General features: G+C 67.6%; 13 protein-coding genes. 9 read left to right on the top strand and 4 right to left on the bottom strand.

The window, feature by feature from the left end; all coding sequences use genetic code 11:
• Positions 1–78 precede the first annotated feature (78 nt).
• The 3 genes from WT26_RS23600 to WT26_RS23590 form a co-directional block, all read right to left on the bottom strand.
• Positions 79–585, bottom strand: coding sequence for an aconitase X swivel domain-containing protein (locus WT26_RS23600; protein WP_069274078.1), 507 nt, complete (start codon positions 583–585; stop codon positions 79–81).
• A complete protein-coding gene (locus tag WT26_RS23595) occupies positions 578–1,825 on the bottom strand; it encodes an aconitase X (protein WP_069274077.1) in 1,248 nt (415 codons plus the stop codon). Before WT26_RS23595 ends, WT26_RS23600 begins: the two co-directional genes overlap by 8 nt.
• Before the next feature lie 254 nt (positions 1,826–2,079).
• The gene (locus WT26_RS23590; protein ID WP_069274076.1) at positions 2,080–2,508 is read right to left on the bottom strand and encodes a MarR family winged helix-turn-helix transcriptional regulator; all 429 of its coding nucleotides are present in this window, start codon (positions 2,506–2,508) and stop codon (positions 2,080–2,082) included.
• A gap of 101 nt (positions 2,509–2,609) precedes the next feature.
• Between WT26_RS23590 and WT26_RS23585 the strand changes: the two genes are divergently transcribed.
• The 5 genes from WT26_RS23585 to WT26_RS23565 all read left to right on the top strand — a co-directional run bounded on the left by WT26_RS23585 (position 2,610) and on the right by WT26_RS23565 (position 8,244).
• A complete protein-coding gene (locus WT26_RS23585; RefSeq protein ID WP_069275123.1) occupies positions 2,610–3,548 on the top strand; it encodes a LysR family transcriptional regulator in 939 nt (312 codons plus the stop codon).
• Positions 3,549–3,597: 49 nt separating this feature from the next.
• Complete coding sequence (locus WT26_RS23580) at positions 3,598–4,029, top strand: MarR family winged helix-turn-helix transcriptional regulator (protein WP_069274075.1); 432 nt, start codon at positions 3,598–3,600, stop codon at positions 4,027–4,029.
• A gap of 64 nt (positions 4,030–4,093) precedes the next feature.
• Positions 4,094–5,185: an HlyD family secretion protein gene (locus WT26_RS23575; protein ID WP_069274074.1), complete on the top strand. Its 1,092-nt coding sequence runs from the start codon at positions 4,094–4,096 to the stop codon at positions 5,183–5,185.
• 31 nt (positions 5,186–5,216) lie between these two features.
• Positions 5,217–6,791 (top strand): DHA2 family efflux MFS transporter permease subunit, encoded by a 1,575-nt coding sequence (locus tag WT26_RS23570; protein ID WP_069275122.1) that lies wholly within the window; start codon positions 5,217–5,219, stop codon positions 6,789–6,791.
• Between the two features lie 16 nt (positions 6,792–6,807).
• Positions 6,808–8,244, top strand: a complete 1,437-nt coding sequence (locus WT26_RS23565; RefSeq protein WP_069274073.1) for an efflux transporter outer membrane subunit — start codon at positions 6,808–6,810, stop codon at positions 8,242–8,244.
• 28 nt (positions 8,245–8,272) lie between these two features.
• On the opposite strand, the gene WT26_RS23560 is transcribed toward WT26_RS23565, so the two are convergent.
• Entirely contained in the window at positions 8,273–8,704 is a 432-nt protein-coding gene (locus tag WT26_RS23560; protein WP_231130514.1) for a TIGR02594 family protein, read from the bottom strand.
• A 720-nt stretch (positions 8,705–9,424) separates the two neighbouring features.
• On the opposite strand from WT26_RS23560, the gene WT26_RS23555 reads away from it, so the two are divergent.
• From WT26_RS23555 to WT26_RS23540, 4 genes are read left to right on the top strand one after another with little or no spacing between them, the layout of a single operon-like run.
• Positions 9,425–10,888 carry an HlyD family secretion protein gene (locus WT26_RS23555; protein WP_059715187.1) on the top strand — a complete coding sequence of 488 codons (1,464 nt, stop codon included), beginning with the start codon at positions 9,425–9,427 and terminating at the stop codon, positions 10,886–10,888.
• Positions 10,889–10,908: 20 nt separating this feature from the next.
• Positions 10,909–12,246: a hypothetical protein gene (locus WT26_RS23550; RefSeq protein ID WP_059724016.1), complete on the top strand. Its 1,338-nt coding sequence runs from the start codon at positions 10,909–10,911 to the stop codon at positions 12,244–12,246.
• Between the two features lie 2 nt (positions 12,247–12,248).
• Entirely contained in the window at positions 12,249–14,216 is a 1,968-nt protein-coding gene (locus WT26_RS23545) for a glycosyltransferase family 2 protein (protein ID WP_069270977.1), read from the top strand.
• Positions 14,217–14,261: 45 nt separating this feature from the next.
• Positions 14,262–16,079, top strand: a complete 1,818-nt coding sequence (locus WT26_RS23540; RefSeq protein WP_080485818.1) for an efflux transporter outer membrane subunit — start codon at positions 14,262–14,264, stop codon at positions 16,077–16,079.
• Positions 16,080–16,180: the final 101 nt, after the last annotated feature.

Raw genomic sequence — 16,180 nt, 5'->3', positions numbered from 1 at the left:
GTCTTTATTAATACGATGTACTGATGTATCGACAGGCGCCGACGCCCACGAGCCGCGACCTCGGCAACCGCCGGCCGGCTAATCTCGGCGCGCGGCGTCGCCGACGCTGATCGTCGCGCCGCCGATTCCACCGGCCGCCTCGATCCGCACCGGCCCCGACGCGCGGACGATCGCGTCGTACACGTCGTCGCTCACGCACACCACCGGCACCGCGATCGCATAGAGTTCGGCGGCCACGATCGCGCCGATCGAGATGATCAGGTCGCGCTCCTTCAGCACGATCCCGACCGGCCCCGTGCCGTTGCGCACGGCTTCCGCGAGCACGCTGCTGCTCGAACTCGAGCCCTTCGCGTGCGGCATCACCATCAGCTTGCCGGCGAGGCTTGCGCCGACGAGCGGATGGCCCCGGTCGATGATCCGCCCCGCGCCCGAGTCGTAGCCGCCCCAGAAACTGAGCGGCTTGTCGAGCACGAGCACGTCCGCGAACGCGTTGCCGGCGACGAGCGTATCGCCCGACAGCACCGTGCCCGTCGTTGCATCTCGATCGCCCGTCGACGCCGAACCGCCGCCATATGCTTCAGTCATCGAATCGCACCTTTCCTTCGAACGCCGACCGCACGCATTCGCGCATGCTGCCGTACGCGACCGTCACGCCGATGTTCGCGGGCGCATACGACGCCCATTTCCCCGAATTGGTCATCACCAGCCCCGACAGTTGCTTCATCACCGGCGTGATGTACGTGCAGGTGTCGACGACGATCTGAATGCCGCGCGCCTCGAAGCGGCTCGCGAGGCCAAGCTCGCCCAGTTCCCACAGGATGAAGCGGCTCGTGTTCACGTAGAAATCGCAGGCCGGCTTGCCGTCGAACGCGTCGAGCAAGGTGTCGAGCGTGCGGAATTCCGCCAGCGAGAAATGCGGCGTGCCGAGCGCCACCGCGACGAGCGCGTCGCCGGCCGCGCCGTGGTTCAGCGTGCGGCGAATCTCGTCGAGATCGGCCATCGCGACGTCGACCGTTCGATGCGGCGCACGTCCATGAAGCGCGGCGTCGAGCGTCGGCGCCTCGGGGGTGATGCCCACCGCATGGAACAGCGCGACGGCGCCGCTCGATGCGGCCGCCGCGCCGAGCGCCTTGAGTTCGTCTTCGGTGGTGTCTGCCGGCAGCCCGACGATCGCCGGCACGACCGCGCCCGCGACCCTGCCGATCAGCAGGCCGAGCGCGGCGAAATGAATGTCGCGCGACGGCAGGCGGCTGAAGTCCGGCGCGTTGAACACGATCCGCGCGGCGCGGTTCGCTTCGACGTGCAGCCCCGCATACGGCGCGCGCCCGGTGATCGCGGCGGCCAGGTCGAGAAAATCGCCGTACCGGCTCGTGCGCGCGCCGAGCACCGAGTTCGCGAACACGATCGCGTTCGATTCGGCCCACGCGATCTGCTCGCCTTTTCCGGGACGGTTCTTCAGTTGATACGGCGCGCACGTGAAGCTCGATTCGCAGCCGAGTTGCAGATGCGCGTCCATCAGGCGCTGCGCGTCGCGCTGGATCGTGCGGTCGCCGTGGTACAGCTCGGGATGGATCAGGTCGAGCGACCCGACGTTCAGTGTGGTCGGCACCGCGACCTTCGCACCGGTGTCGACGAAATACTCGACGAAGTCGAGGCTCGTCCGGCCGTGGTAAAGGCAGCCGTCGATATGCGCGGACGTGATGTCGATCAGGTGCGGCGCGGACATCACTTGCGCCGTGCGTGCGACGATCCGCATCGCGCGCGCGACGCCATCGCCGAAGTCACCATGCAACATCGCCTGATCGCGATCGCTCAATTGCAACATCGGGTTGCTCCTCCTGACTCGCTCGACAGGCACCGGCCTGCGTACGCGTGGGAGGAATGTACAACTGGAGACAAAAACCGTCCAGACGGGTCCTCAACCAGTTCAATCCCAGACCACATCATCGATCCGATCGGCCCAATCGCCCGATTCAGGTGGCTGGACGGTCCCGATGGCTCGGTTTTGTTTCCAGTCGATCGGGATATGGATTGCGTCCGGCGGAAACTTCCCGGCACGGCTTCCGGCGCACGCCCCGCTTACCGCTTCCCCGTCATGCTGAACAGCTCGTCGCGCAGCGCCTTCGCACGCCCTTCGCCGAACTGCGTCTCGAATTCGTCCTGCGCCGCCTGCCATGCGCGCTTTGCGTGCCCGAACGTGCGCTGCCCGAGTTTCGTCAGGTTCAGCGCATGTGCGCGCGCATCGTGCTCGGACGCGGCCGTCGCGACGAAGCCGTCGCGCTGCAGCGGCTTGAGCGCACGCAGCAGCGTCGTGCGATCCATCACGAGGGTATCGGCGAGTTCGCTCATCAGCAGGCCGGGCCTGCGCGTCAGGTTCGCCATGATCGAGAACTGGGCGGGCGTGACGCCGACCGGGGCCAGATGGCGTTCGTACAGTTGCGTGACGAAGCGCGCCGCCTGACGCAGCGCGAGACAGTTGCACGCACCGGCAATCTGAATATCGTCCATGCGTGGCAATCTATATGTGCATATGCATAAAGTCAATGTACACTCCGCCGTACACGCCGGCGACGCGGCGCGCCCCCTTCTTCGACGTCGAGGACATGCACATGGACTACATCGACAAGCTGCGGATCTTCCGGTCGGTGGTGGAGCTGCGCAGCTTCACGCGCGCAGCCGACACGCTCGGCCTCGCCCGGCCCGTCGTGTCGCGCGCGGTCGCTGATCTGGAAGCACGTTTCGGCAGCCGGCTGCTGCATCGGACCACGCGCCAGGTGTCGCTGACCGAAACCGCCGAGCGCATCTACGAGCGCTGCGCGGCCGTGCTGGACGAACTCGACTCGCTCGAAGCGGAAGCGCAGGCGCCGACGCGCGAGCCCGAAGGCCTGCTGCGGCTCGTCGCGCACACGACGGCCGCGCTGAACCGGCTGGTGCCGCTGATTGCCGGCTTCAAGGCCGCGCATCCGAAGGTGCGCCTCGACGTGACGCTGACCGAGCGCCCGGTCGATCTCGTCGGCGAAGGCTACGACATCGGCATCGTCGTGCCGTACATGCTGACCAGCGAAACGACCGTCGTGCGGCTGGTCGAACGCATTCCGGTCGTGATCGTCGCGACGCCGCGCTATCTGGAGCAACACCCGCGCCCGGCCACGCCCGCCGACCTCGCCGACCACCTGTTCGTGTCGATGTCGCCGGCACTGCGACGCCCGGCGCTGGCGTTCCGCATCGACGGCGACACGCTGACCGTGCCGTTCCGCTTCGACATCTCGTCGAACAGCCCCGTCTTCAACCGGGAGATGGTATTGCGCCACTTCGGAATCGGCGTGGTGCCGCGCGCGCTGGTCGAGGCGGAACTCGCATCCGGCGCGCTCGTCCGGCTGCTCGAGGATGCCGATCTCGTCGATGCCTTCGTCGAGATCAAGCTCGCGTACGCGAACCGCGCGCTGCTGCCCGCGAAGGTCAAGGCGTTCATCGCCTATGCGGCGACCTACGGCGACGCAGGGGAAGCGCCCGTCCGGCCGATTGATACAACCGGCGCACCAATCTGATCGCGCCCGGCGCATCGCTCCACGCCCGCCCGCCCACTAACATGTGCACATGCACAAGACAACGCTCACCGATGACGATTGCTTCGCAGTCCGGCAAGCCGCCCGCCGGATTTCGCAGTTCTACGAGCGTTATCTGTCGCGGGTGGGCGTCACGCCGTCGCAGTACAGCATTCTCGCGCTGCTGCGCGACCGGCCGGGCCAGACGATGGCGATGCTGTCGACCGTGCTGGTGATCGAACGCACCGCGCTGCTGCGTGCGCTCAAGCCGCTCGTCGCCGCGGCGCTGGTCGCGGGCCGCTACGCGGGCGACGGCCGGCGGCTGAGCTTCGCGCTGACCGGCGACGGCGAAGCGAAGATCGCACAGGCGCATGCGCACTGGCTCGAAGCGCAGGAAGCATTCGAACAACGGTTCGGCCCGTCGGAAGCGGCGCGGCTGAGAGACGAATTGTTCCGGATCACGCACAACATCCCGGAGCGTTGAAGCAATCCCCCGATCGATGCGCCGCATCGGTCGCCCAAAAAAGTGCATATACATAGGTGAAACGATGGATACGACCCAGACTCCTGTTTCCCGAGAAGCGGCGCCGGCGCAAGCCGTCGCACGGCAGCGCCGGCGCGTGCCGTGGATGACCGTCGCGGTGCTGGCCGTCGTCGCCGTCGTGGCGTCGGCGGCGCTCTACTGGGACCTCGTGCTGCGCTTCCAGGAAAGCACCGACGATGCGTATGTCGGCGGCGACGTGACGGTGCTCGCGCCGAAGGTCAACGGCTTCGTCGACAAGATCCTCGTGACCGACAACCAGCGCGTGAAGGCCGGCGACGTGCTCGTGCAGCTCGACGCGCGCGACTACGACGCGAAGCTCGCGCAAGCCGGCGCCGAAGTCGACAGCGCACGCTCCGCCGTGACCGAACTCGAGGCGAAGCAGCAACTGCAATATGCGGTGATCGGTCAACAAACCGCGGAGAAAGGCGCGTCGGCTGCCGAACTGACGCGCGCATCGTCCGACAGGGTGCGCTATCGCGAGCTCGTGAAATCCGACGCCGTGTCGAACCAGATCGTCGAACGCGCGGACGCCGATTACTCGAAGGCCGGCGCCGCCGTCGAACGCAGCGACGCCGCGCTGCTCGCATCGAAGCGGCAGCTCGACGTGCTCGGCGCGCAGCTCGCCGATGCGCGGGCGCGCGTGAACACCGCGCTTGCCGCGCAGCGGGTCGCCGCTCTCAACGTCGAATACACGACGATCCGCTCGCCGGTCGACGGTTACGTCGGCAATCGCACGGGCCGCGTCGGGATGCTCGCGAACGTCGGCGTGCCGCTGCTGACGATCGTGCCGGCTTCCGGACTGTGGATCGACGCGAACTTCAAGGAAGACCAGCTTCGCAAGATGCACGCGGGCGACCGCGTCGACGTGTCGCTCGATGCGTCGAGCACGCGCCTGCACGGCCGCGTCGACAGCCTCGCGCCCGCGACCGGCGCGACCTTCAGCGTGCTGCCGCCGGAGAACGCGACCGGCAACTTCACGAAGATCGTCCAGCGCGTGCCCGTGCGCGTGCATCTCGATCCGCAGCCGGGCCTCGAGCGCGTGTTGCGCCCGGGTCTCTCCGCGGTCGTGACCGTGCATACGGCGCGCGCGGACTGAGCGGCATGCCGAGCGAATGACGGAGCGGATCATGACTACAGGCTTTATCGGCGACCCCGCGTCGCAACCGACGAAACAGCGCGTCTTCGCCTTCGCGCTGATGTGCGTCGGCTTCTTCATGGCGACGCTCGACATCCAGATCGTCGCGTCGTCGCTGCGCGACATCGGCGGCGGCTTGTCCGCCAGCCAGGACGAATTGTCGTGGGTGCAGACGGCCTACCTGATCGCCGAGATCATCGTGATCCCGATGTCGGGCTGGCTGTCGAAGGTGATGTCGACGCGCTGGCTGTTCGTCGCGTCGGCCGTCGGCTTCACGATCACGAGCATGCTGTGCGGGCTCGCGTGGGACATCAACTCGATGATCCTGTTTCGCGGGCTGCAGGGCGCGCTCGGCGCCGCAATGATCCCGACCGTGTTCACCACCGCATTCGTGCTGTTCCCGGGCAGGCAGCGGCTGATCGCGTCGACGACCATCGGCGCGCTCGCGTCGCTCGCGCCGGCGATCGGCCCCGTGATCGGCGGCTGGATCACCGATCAATGGTCGTGGCACTGGCTGTTCTACCTGAACCTCGTACCGGGCATCGCGGTCGCCGCACTCGTGCCGCGCTACGTGCATATCGACGAACCCGATCTCGGCCTCATCAGGCGCGGCGACTATCTCGGCATCGTGCTGATGTCGGGTTTCCTCGGCTGCCTCGAATACGTGCTGGAGGAAGGCCCGCGCAAGAACTGGTTCGGCGACGACGCGATCGTGATCTGCGCATGGATCTCCGGCATCTGCGGCTTCCTGTTCCTCGTGCACGCACTGACCGCGAAGGACCCGATCGTCGACCTGCGTGCGCTCGCCGTGCGCAACTTCGGGATCGGCAGCCTGCTGTCGTTCGTGACCGGCATCGGGATCTTCGTGACCGTGTTCCTGACGCCGCTGTTTCTCGCACAGGTGCGCGCATTCAGCTCGCTGCAGATCGGCATCGCGCTGCTGTCGGTCGGTGCGTTCCAGTTGCTCGCCCTCTGCGCGTACGCGTTCGCCGCGCGATTCTTCAGCCTGCGCACGCTGCTCGTGTTCGGGCTCGTCTGCTTCGGGCTCGGCTGCTACCTGTACACGCCGATCACGCACGACTGGGGCTGGCGCGAACTGCTGCTGCCGCAGGCGCTGCGCGGCATCGGCCAGCAATTCAGCGTGCCGCCGATCGTCACGATGGCGCTCGGCTCGCTGCCGCAGTCGCGGCTGAAATCGGCGAGCGGGCTGTTCAACCTGATGCGCAATCTCGGCGGGGCGATCGGCATCGCGGTGAGCGCGACGATGCTCAACGACCGGCTGAATTTTCACTACCTGCGGCTGAACGAACACGTGAGTGCCGGCGAACCGCAGATCGCGTCGCTGCTCGATCGACAGGCGGCTTACTGGGGCTCGGTGGCCGGCAATACGCTGAACACCGCGCAGGCCGGGCTCGCGAACCTGCATCGGCTGATCTATCGCGAGGCGCTGACGCTCACCTATGCGGATGCGTATTACGCGCTGTCGCTGTGCTTCGTCGTCGCACTGCTCGCCGTCGTATTTTCCAAACCCATTACGTTGAACGCGCCGCCGCCGGACGCACACTGAGGCCAGGGTCATCATCATGAAAAAGCTACTCGTCGCGCTGGCCGTCAGCGCATTCGCCGCCGGATGCGCGGTGCAGCCCGCGCAGCATCCGGCGCTGAACGAATCCGTCCGGACGCTCGCCCCCACCGCGTGGGATACCGACGTGCCGCGCGCGGACATCGACGCGGCCGCATGGTGGGCGCAATTCCACGATCCCGTGCTCGACAAGCTGATCGCCACCGTGCTCGACGGCAACCTCGACCTGCAGGCCGCCGCCGAACGCGTGAAGCAGGCGCAGGCGCTGACGGTGCAAAAACGCGCGGTGCTGCTGCCCGAACTCGACGCGACCGCGCATGCGGCCGACGCACGCCAGAACACGCCGCCGCCGCTCGGGTATGTGCGGCAGGCCGGCGCGGGGCTCGCGCTGAGCTGGTCGCCCGATGTGTTCGGCGGCGAACGGCTCGACCTGCTCGCCGCGCAGGCGGAACTCGTCGGCCAGCAGCATGCGGAAGACGCGATGCGGCTCGCGCTCGCAGCGGATGCGGCCTCCGCGTATGTCGATCTGCGCTGGGCGCAGCAGGAACTGAAGATCCTGCAGGACAACGCGAAGATCCGCCAGCATGCGCTCGAACTCACGCGCAAGCGGCAGGCGTTCGGGCTGTCGACGGAACTCGACGTCACGCGTGCGCAGAACCAGCTCGACGCGCTCGAAGCACGGATTCCGCCGACGCAGGCGCAAATATCGCATCAGCTCAACCTCATTGCCGTGTATTCGGGGCGCACGCCGGAATCGGTCGACCGGCTCGTGCTCGCGCAGGCGGGCGACATTCCCGCGCCGCCGGCTGGCGCGCCCGGTACGCTGCCTTCGCAGGCGTTGCTGCGGCGGCCCGACGTGCTGACTGCGTATGCGCAGGTCGAGCGGCGCGCGGCGCAAGTCGGCGTGGCGAAGGCCGAGCGGTATCCGAAGTTCTCGTTGAACCTGACGGACGGGATTCTGGCGGCTTCCTATCTCGGGTTGCCGACGTTGACCGACAACCTGTTCAGCGCGGCGTTGAGTGCGACGAGCCCGATCTTCAATGCGGGGCGGATTACGGCCGATATCTCGCAGAGCGAAAGCCGGATGCGCGAGTCGGAACTCGGGTTGCGGCAGACGATGCTGCAGGCGTTGCGGGAAGTCGAGGATGCACGCGCGAATCTCGTCAGCACGACCGCCGCGACGCAGCGCTTGAACAGCGCGCTTGCCGCGTCGGACAAGGCACTCGGTCTCGCGAACCAGCTCTACAAGGGGGGCGCGACGGATTTTCTGGATGTGCTGTCGGCGCAGGAGGTTTATCTGCGGGATTCGGATTCGCTCAACCAGGTCAGGCGCGAGCACGCGCTGGCGGCGGTCGCGCTTTATCGGTCGCTTGGGGGTGGGTGGAGCCGGAATGATGAGGCGGTCGGCGCGAACGCGCAGGCCGTGGCCGCGAAGTGAGCGACGCGGGAGCGGATCGCCGCGCCCGCTATGCGGGCCACCGGTAGCCGATCACGGTATCGAGCGGATACGCGAGCTCGCGCACCTCTTCCAGTTGATTGCCGCCGAACAGATGCACGTGCTCGTCGTCGTGACGCAGGTAGAAACCGACATGCCCTTTCCAGCTCGCGGGATCGTCGCGCGTCAGGATCGCGACGCAGCCGTACACCGGGCGCTCCAGCGGCCGGCCCCATTCGAGCCACGAACGCGCGAGCGCGGAGCCTGTGCCGCGAATGCCCGCGTGCGTCATGCACCAGTTGACGAACGACGAGCACCAGGAAATCTTGTCGTCATAGCCGACGAGGTTCGTGTGGTTGTTGTACTCGACGATGCGGGGATTCGTCGCGCCCGCGGGGAAACGACGCACGCCGCGCTCTCTCATCGCGACGGGCATCCAGATCGGTTGGTGATCGACGGTCATGTGCGTGACGTCTGGCTGTTGTTTGCTCGATCGTCGCCGATCCCTGCGCGGATGTCGAGTCGTCCGCGCCAATCCTCAGCACAATGACCGCTCGACAGGTACGGATCGTGCGATCGAATCGACGCGCAATCGCGGCGACGCATGACGCCCGCGCCGCATCGGTCGCTGCCAAGCGTCGCATCGGGCCCGAACGCCCCGAATATCGTCGGATTCCATGATTCGCGCTCCACGTCCAATTGCGCGCCGGACTGCGCCACAAGCATTACAGACTACCAACAATGATCGACGGTTAACCAGGCAGTCACTTAACACGCGCGTTTTAGGGTCTCAAAGAAATCATCTTTTACACACACTTACAGTACCGCCGCGGCGACTTCACTAGTCTGAATTGACTCGCAGCACCTCTGCCGGACGTGCCGCGCAGACGCATGCGAGTCGTCAATACGTTGTTGCAAGACCACGTTCAACGGGGCGCCGCGCAAGCGGGGCCGATCAGGTGGCCGGTGAAGCCGGCCAGTTCAGACAGTGTGTCGATCCGACGCAAGCTCGGAGCAGGTGCACTGCGGACAACAAACGATACAGGCAGGCCGGGACCGGCGCGCACGCGCTCGTGCGCAACGGCGCCGGCTTGTCTTCGACGACGCCCACGGCTGACACCAGCACCGGGCTTGCGATGACGTTCGTTCGCTCGTTCGCGCGTTTGCCATGCAGGAGAGCCTTATGTCTGACCAACAACTCGACCACCGCCCGCCCGAGCCCGTCCCCGACGCGCCCTCGCCCGCGCCGCACGACGCGCCCGTCGCGCGCCGCCAGTCCGCCCTGGGGCGGCCGCTGTGGCACTTCGCCGTGCGCTCGATCGGCTACGGCATCGTGGTGTTCATCGCCTGGGTCGTGCTGACCGTCATGTTCCCGAACATCTTCACGCGTTCGTCGGAGCGGGCCGTGGTCAACAGCCAGGTGACGCTCGTCACGTCGCCGGTCGAGGGAATCGTCACGCAGCAGCAGGTCGGGATCGGCAAGCCGTTCGCGGCGAACCAGCCGCTGATGACGGTGCAGAATCCGAACATCGACCGCGCGCTGCTGATCGACCTGACCGGCAAGGCGCTCGACAACCAGCAGCACTACGATGCCGCGCGCGCGCAGCTCGCCGGCGACGAGAGCCAGCTCGCCGCGACCAGCCGCGACCTGCAGCGCTACCAAAGCGCATCGCAGCAGGAACACGCGGCGAGCATCCGCGCGCTGCAGGCGCGGCTCGACGTCGCGAAGGCGCAGGTCGACCAGCAGGCCGACGTCGTCAACCGCAACCAGGCGATGCAGGAGGCCGGCGCGGTGAGCGAGGCCTATACCAATGCGTCGCGCTACCAGCTGTCGATCCTGTCGAACGCGAAGGCCGCGGCCGCCGCCGAGCTCGATCACGCGACGGCCGCCGGCAATGCGTCGCGCAACAAGGTCTACGCATCCGCCAGCGACGGCGCCACCTCCACGCTCGAGCAGCGCAGCCGGCTGCTCAGCGCCGACATCGTGCAGCTCAAGGCGCAGATGACGCAATACGACGCGTATGGCCAGTCGGTCGGCAAGATGATCGACGCCGAGAAGGCGCGGCTCGAGCGGCTGTCCAATCTCGAGATCCGCGCCAGCGAACCGGGCGTCGTCGAAGACGTGCTCGCGCCGCCGGGCACGCGCGTCGCGGCCGGCGCGACGCTGATCCGCGCGAGCAACTGCAGCCAGTCGCGGGTCGTCGCGGTGTTCCCGCGCAGCTTGAGCGACGACCTGCTGCCCGGCACGCGCCTGAACGTGCGGATGGACGGCGTGCCGTTCAAGGTGCCCGCGTCCGTAGCCGAGGTGCTGCCGCGCGCGTCCGAAGGCGAGCAGGCCCGCTACTTCGTGCCGTTCCCGCCGATCGAGAAGAACGAGATCTACGTGATCGCGAAGCTCGACCGGCCGCTGTCCGCACTGCCCGTCAGCGCGCGCGCCGATCCGGCCGACCGCTGCGCGATGGGCCGCTGGGCGAAGGTCAGCCTCAACCGGAGCTGGCTCGGCAGCGGCATGTCCGACCTGGTTCCGGACAGCGTGAACGCGCAGGGCGGCTTCCGGTCGATCGCCGATCGCGCGCAACCGTGGTTCGACGCGCTGCGCTCGGCCGCCGATCGCGGCCTGCACTGGCTGCGCAGCCAGCTGGCGTAACGCCGCGCGCACCGGGACCGATGCCGATGAAGCCGCCCTTCCTGCACCGTCTGCGCAAGATCGCCCCGCTCGTGATGCTGCCGCTCGCGCCGCTGATGTTCGCCGCCCCAGCCGCCCATGGCGCCGACAACGCGCCGCCGCAGCGCGCGGAACTGCTCGCGTCGGGCTGCAAGACGCTGGCCGGGCGTGTCGCGGCCGTGCCGGGCGCCGGGCCCGTCTTCCTCGACAGCTACGAGGCGGCGCCGGGCGGCCCTCCGCTCGCGCCGGCGCTCACGCACGCGGCGTTCGTCTACGACAACGCGCTCGCCGGCATCGCGCTGGTCGCGTGCCGTCGCACCGACGACGCGCGCCGCATCGCCGATGCGTTCCTGCAGGCGAGCGCGCAGGACCGCCATTTCCACGACATGCGGCTGCGCAACGCGTATCGCGCCGGCGCGCTGCCGGCCGGGCCCGCGCCGCTGCCGGGCTGGTGGGACGAACCGAGCAAGCGGTGGTTCGAGGATGCGTATCAGGACGGCACCGCGACCGGCAACGTCGCATGGGCCGCGCTCGCGCTGCTGACCGTCCACGAGGCGACGCACGACCAACGCTATCTCGACGGCGCCGCCGCGCTGATGGGCTGGATCGATCCGGGCCGGCTCGATGCGACGGCGCCGGCCGGCTACGTCGGCGGCGAGTTCGGGTACGAGCCGAAGCAGATCCATCAGGGATGGAAATCCACCGAACACAACGTCGATACCTACGCGGTGTTCCGCTGGCTCGCCGAGCGCACCGGCGACGCGCGCTGGCGCACGGCCGCGGACCGCTCGCGCAGCTTCGTTGCGGCGATGTGGGATGCGCGGCAAGGCCGCTTCCTGATCGGCACGCGCGATGACGGGCATAGCCCGAACGTCGGCCCGTCCGCGCTCGACGCGTCGCTGTGGCCGCTGCTCGCGATTGCCGACGCGCCGCCCGACTGGCGCCGCAGCATCGCATGGGTCGACGGCGCGCACCGGATCAACGGCGGCTATGGCTTCAACGCGCATCCCGACGGGGTGTGGACCGAAGGCACCGGTCAGGCGGCGCTCACGCTGCAGGCGGTCGGGCAGAACGCCAAGGCCCAGCCGCTGTGGGCGCTGCTGCTGGCGCAGCGCGCGCCGGACGGCCTGCTCTATGCGACGCCCGACGCGCGCATTCGCACCGGGTTGTCGATCGGTCCGACGTCCACGACCGAGGACTTCTTTTACTTCCACCTGCCGCACCTCGGCGCGACCGCATGGGCCGTGCTCGCGGCAGCCGGGTGGAATCCGTTCCGTCCCGGGGGGTGCCTGCCGGGCGGCGGCTGCCCCGGCGGCGGCACCACGCACGCTCTGGAGTGACGATGTTCGATTTCTTTCTCGCAAGCCGATCCCTGCTCGTCATCAACGGCGGCGTGCTGCTGATCGTGCTCGTGCTCACGCGGCTCGGCAAGCGCGAGCGCGCCGTCGATCGCATCCTGTTCGGCGGCGTCGCCGCGACGCTGCTGCTGACTTACCTGTATTGGCGCACGACCCAGACGCTGCCCGACCCGCGCATGGATTTTCCGAGCGTGTGGGCGCACGTCTTCTACGGCTTCGAGTGCATCGCGCTGACGTATACGCTGATCTCGATCGTCGTGCTCACGCGCACCAGCGATCACTCGCCCGACGCCGACGCCGGCGAAGCCCGGCTGCGGCGCACCGCGAAGGCGCCGCGCGTCGACATCTTCATCGCGACCTACAACGAAGGGCTCGAGATTCTCGAGAAGACGATCGTCGCGGCGCTCGCGATCGACTATCCGGACTTCCGCGTGTGGGTGCTCGACGACACGCGCCGCGACTGGCTCAAGGCGTTCTGCGAACAGGTCGGCGCGCACTACGCGACCCGCCCCGACAACACGCATGCGAAGGCCGGCAACCTGAACAACGGCCTGCGCGAAAGCGCGCAGGGCCCGGACGGCGGCGCGCCGTACATCATGGTGCTCGACGCCGACTTCGCGCCGCACCGGAAGATCCTGATGCGCACGATCGGCCTGTTTGCCGATCCGACGGTCGGCGTCGTGCAGACCCCGCAGTTCTACTACAACGCCGATCCCATCCAGTACAACCTGCGCTCGACCGAATGCTGGGTCGACGAGCAGCGCGCGTTCTTCGACATCATGCAGCCGGCGAAAGACGCGTGGGGCTCGGCGTTCTGCATCGGCACGTCGTTCGTCGTGCGGCGCGACCTCGTCAACCACATCGGCGGGTTTCCGACCGGCACCGTCACCGAGGACATCCACCTCACCTACCGGCTGATGCCGCACGGCTATGTGACGCGCTGGCTCAACGAGCGGCTGTCGGTCGGGCTGTCGGCCGAAGGGCTGCCGGAATACATCAGCCAGCGCAGCCGCTGGGGGCTCGGCACGATCCAGGTCGCGCTGACGCCCGACGGCCCGCTGCGCGGCCGCGGCTATACGTTCACGCAGCGGCTGCACTACGTGCACGGGCTGCTGCACTGGCTGAGCCGGCCGTTCACGCTGATGCTGCTGCTCGGGCCGCTGCTGTACTGGTATTTCAACGTGCCGACGCTGTACGGCGAGCCGATGCAGTTTCTCGCATACGGCGTGCCGTCGCTGATCGCCTACTGGGCCTACAGCATGTGGATCACCGGACGGCGCGCGCTGCCGATCTTCACCGAGGTCACGCAGATCGTCTGCGCGATGGCGGTGACCGCGTCGCTGGCGAGCGCGATCCTGCGGCCGTTCGGGCGGCCGTTCAAGGTGACGAACAAGGGGCTGGACCGCTCGAAGCTGATCGTCCACGGCAAGTTCGCGGCGTTCTACGGCAGCCTGATCGTGCTGTCCGCGCTTGGGCTCGGGCATGCGCTGTCGAGCGACCCCGACGCGCCGGGGCTCGTGTTCAATTCGGCGTGGACCGGGATATCGCTGCTGCTCTATCTGACGTCGATGCTGGTGTGCGTGGAATTGCCCCGGCCTCGCAAGGAGGAGCGCTTTCCTTATCGCGCGTCCGCGCGGCTGCGCATCGGCCAACAGGAATACTCGGTGACGACGCACGATCTGTCGTGCAACGGCGCGGCCGTGCTCACGCCGCAGGCCGGTTCGTTGCCGGTCGATGCCGAAGGCGCGCTGTGGCTCGCGCCGATCGGCTGGATCCCGTGCCGCATCGTGCGCCGCCAGGGCCGCCTGCTCGGCATCGCGCTGCACGTCGATACGGCGGCGCGCCACGGGCTGATCCGCATGCTGTTCGGCGATCCCCCGCACAACATCGCGGCGCAGGGCCAGCCGAAGCTGGCGATCTCGCGCCTCATGCAGCGCGCGCTGTCGGACTGAGTCCGTGCCCTCGCCCTTCTCTTTCTCGTTCTGGAATCGTCGATGATGCGTAGCCTTCCGTTTCCCTCTCCGCCGATACGCGTGCTGCCGCTCGCGCTCGTCGTCGCGCTCGCGGCCTGCTCGATGGAGCCGACATACCAGCGGCCCGATGCGCCGATCCCGTCCGCTTATCCGAGCGGGCCGGCCTATTCGACGCCGGGCGCCAATGCGGGTCAGCAGAACGGTCCGGCGGCGGCCGATCTCGGCTGGCGGCAGTTCTTCGTCGATCCGCAGCTGCAGCAGCTGATCGCGCGGGCGCTCGCCAATAACCGCGACCTGCGCATCGCGACGCTCAACATCGACGCGGCGCGCGCGCAATACCGGCTGCAACGCGCAGCCCAGTTTCCGGAAATCGACGCCAACCTGGGGCTCAACAGCCAGCGTCTGAGCCCGGGGCTGCGTGCGCCGGGGCAGTCTCCGTTGATCAACACGTTTGCTGCCGGCGTCGGGCTGACCAACTTCGAGATCGACCTGTTCGGGCGCGTGCGCAGCATGAGTCATGCCGCGCAGGAGCAATATCTCGCGACCGTGGAGGCGCAGCGCAGCGTTCACATCAGCCTCGTGGCCGAGGTCGGGAATGCCTATCTCACGCTGATGGCCGATCGCGAGCTGCTCAAGCTCGCGCAGGACACGCTCAAGAACCAGCAGGATGTCGCCGCGATGATCCATCGCGGCAAGCTCGCGGGCGGGATGGCGCAGCTCGACGAGCATCGCGCCGATACGCAGGTGCAAACCGCGCAGGTTGCGGTCGAGCAGTACACGCGGCAGGTTGCGCAGGATGAGAACGCGTTGACGCTGCTGATCGGCGGCGGCCCGCTGCCGGCCGGGGTGACGAATGCGATGCCGCTCGGCAACCAGCATGTGCTGGCGGAGTTTCCCGAGGGGCTGCCGTCGACGTTGCTGGAACGCCGGCCGGACATCATGGCGGCCGAGCATCGATTGATCGCGGCCAATGCGAATATCGGCGCGGCGCGCGCGGCGTTTTTCCCGAGGATCACGCTGACCGGGATGCTGGGGGTTGCGAGTGCGACGCTCGCCGGGTTGTTTTCAGGCGGGGCGGCGTGGTTGTTCGCGCCGCAGTTGACGATGCCGATCTTCGATGGGGGACGCAATAGCGCGAATCTCGATCTCGCGACGGTGGAAAAGGATGTGAACGTCGCGAATTACGAGCGCACGATTCAGAGCGCGTTCCGGGAAGTCGCGGACAGCATGGCTGCGCGGACGACCTTCGAGCGCGAAGTGAACGCGCAGCAGAAAATGATTCACGATATCAGCGAGACCCAGCGGCTCGCGCAGATGCGGTTTCAGAATGGGGTCGATGATTACTTCGGGGTGTTCGATGCGCAGCGGCAGTTGTTTCAGGCGCAGCAACTGCTCGTCACTTACAAGCTCGCGGGGTTGACGAGTCGGGTGACGCTTTACAAGGCGTTGGGGGGTGGGTGGCAGGAGTCGGGGCAGATGGCGGGCGCGCAGCCTGCGGCGAAGGCTCAACCTGCGGCGGCAGCGCGGCCGGTCGCAACGCAATCGAAAGCCGTGGCGCAGCCGACTGCAGCAGCGCAGCCGCGTGTGACGTCGGTTGTGGTGACGGAGCCAGGGGCGCAGACGCGGCCGGGTGCCGCGGCTCAACCGGGAACTGCGGCGCAAACGGGAACCGCCGCGCAACAGGGCGCAGCGCGCGCGGCCGCTCCGTCCGTGACGACAAAACGCTCGGTTGACTCATCCGGCGTCACCGCCATCATCGAGACGACGGTTACGCCCGGCACTACGGGTGGTGTGGCAAGGCCCGGGGGCAGTAACGGACGTTCGTCACCTCCGCAGGACTAGGCGGCATTTTGCTTGTGCATCTGCCGCATTGCATTGCTCGCTGACAACTGCCTGCTGAAACCGCAGAAATTGGCGTGCCTCGCCAAAGAGAAACTCATTCC

The organism is Burkholderia cepacia (genome assembly GCF_001718835.1).
Taxonomy (GTDB): domain Bacteria; phylum Pseudomonadota; class Gammaproteobacteria; order Burkholderiales; family Burkholderiaceae; genus Burkholderia; species Burkholderia cepacia_F.
The sequence above is the reverse complement of the archived record's forward strand: the minus strand, read 5'-3'. Positions and strand labels throughout refer to the sequence as shown.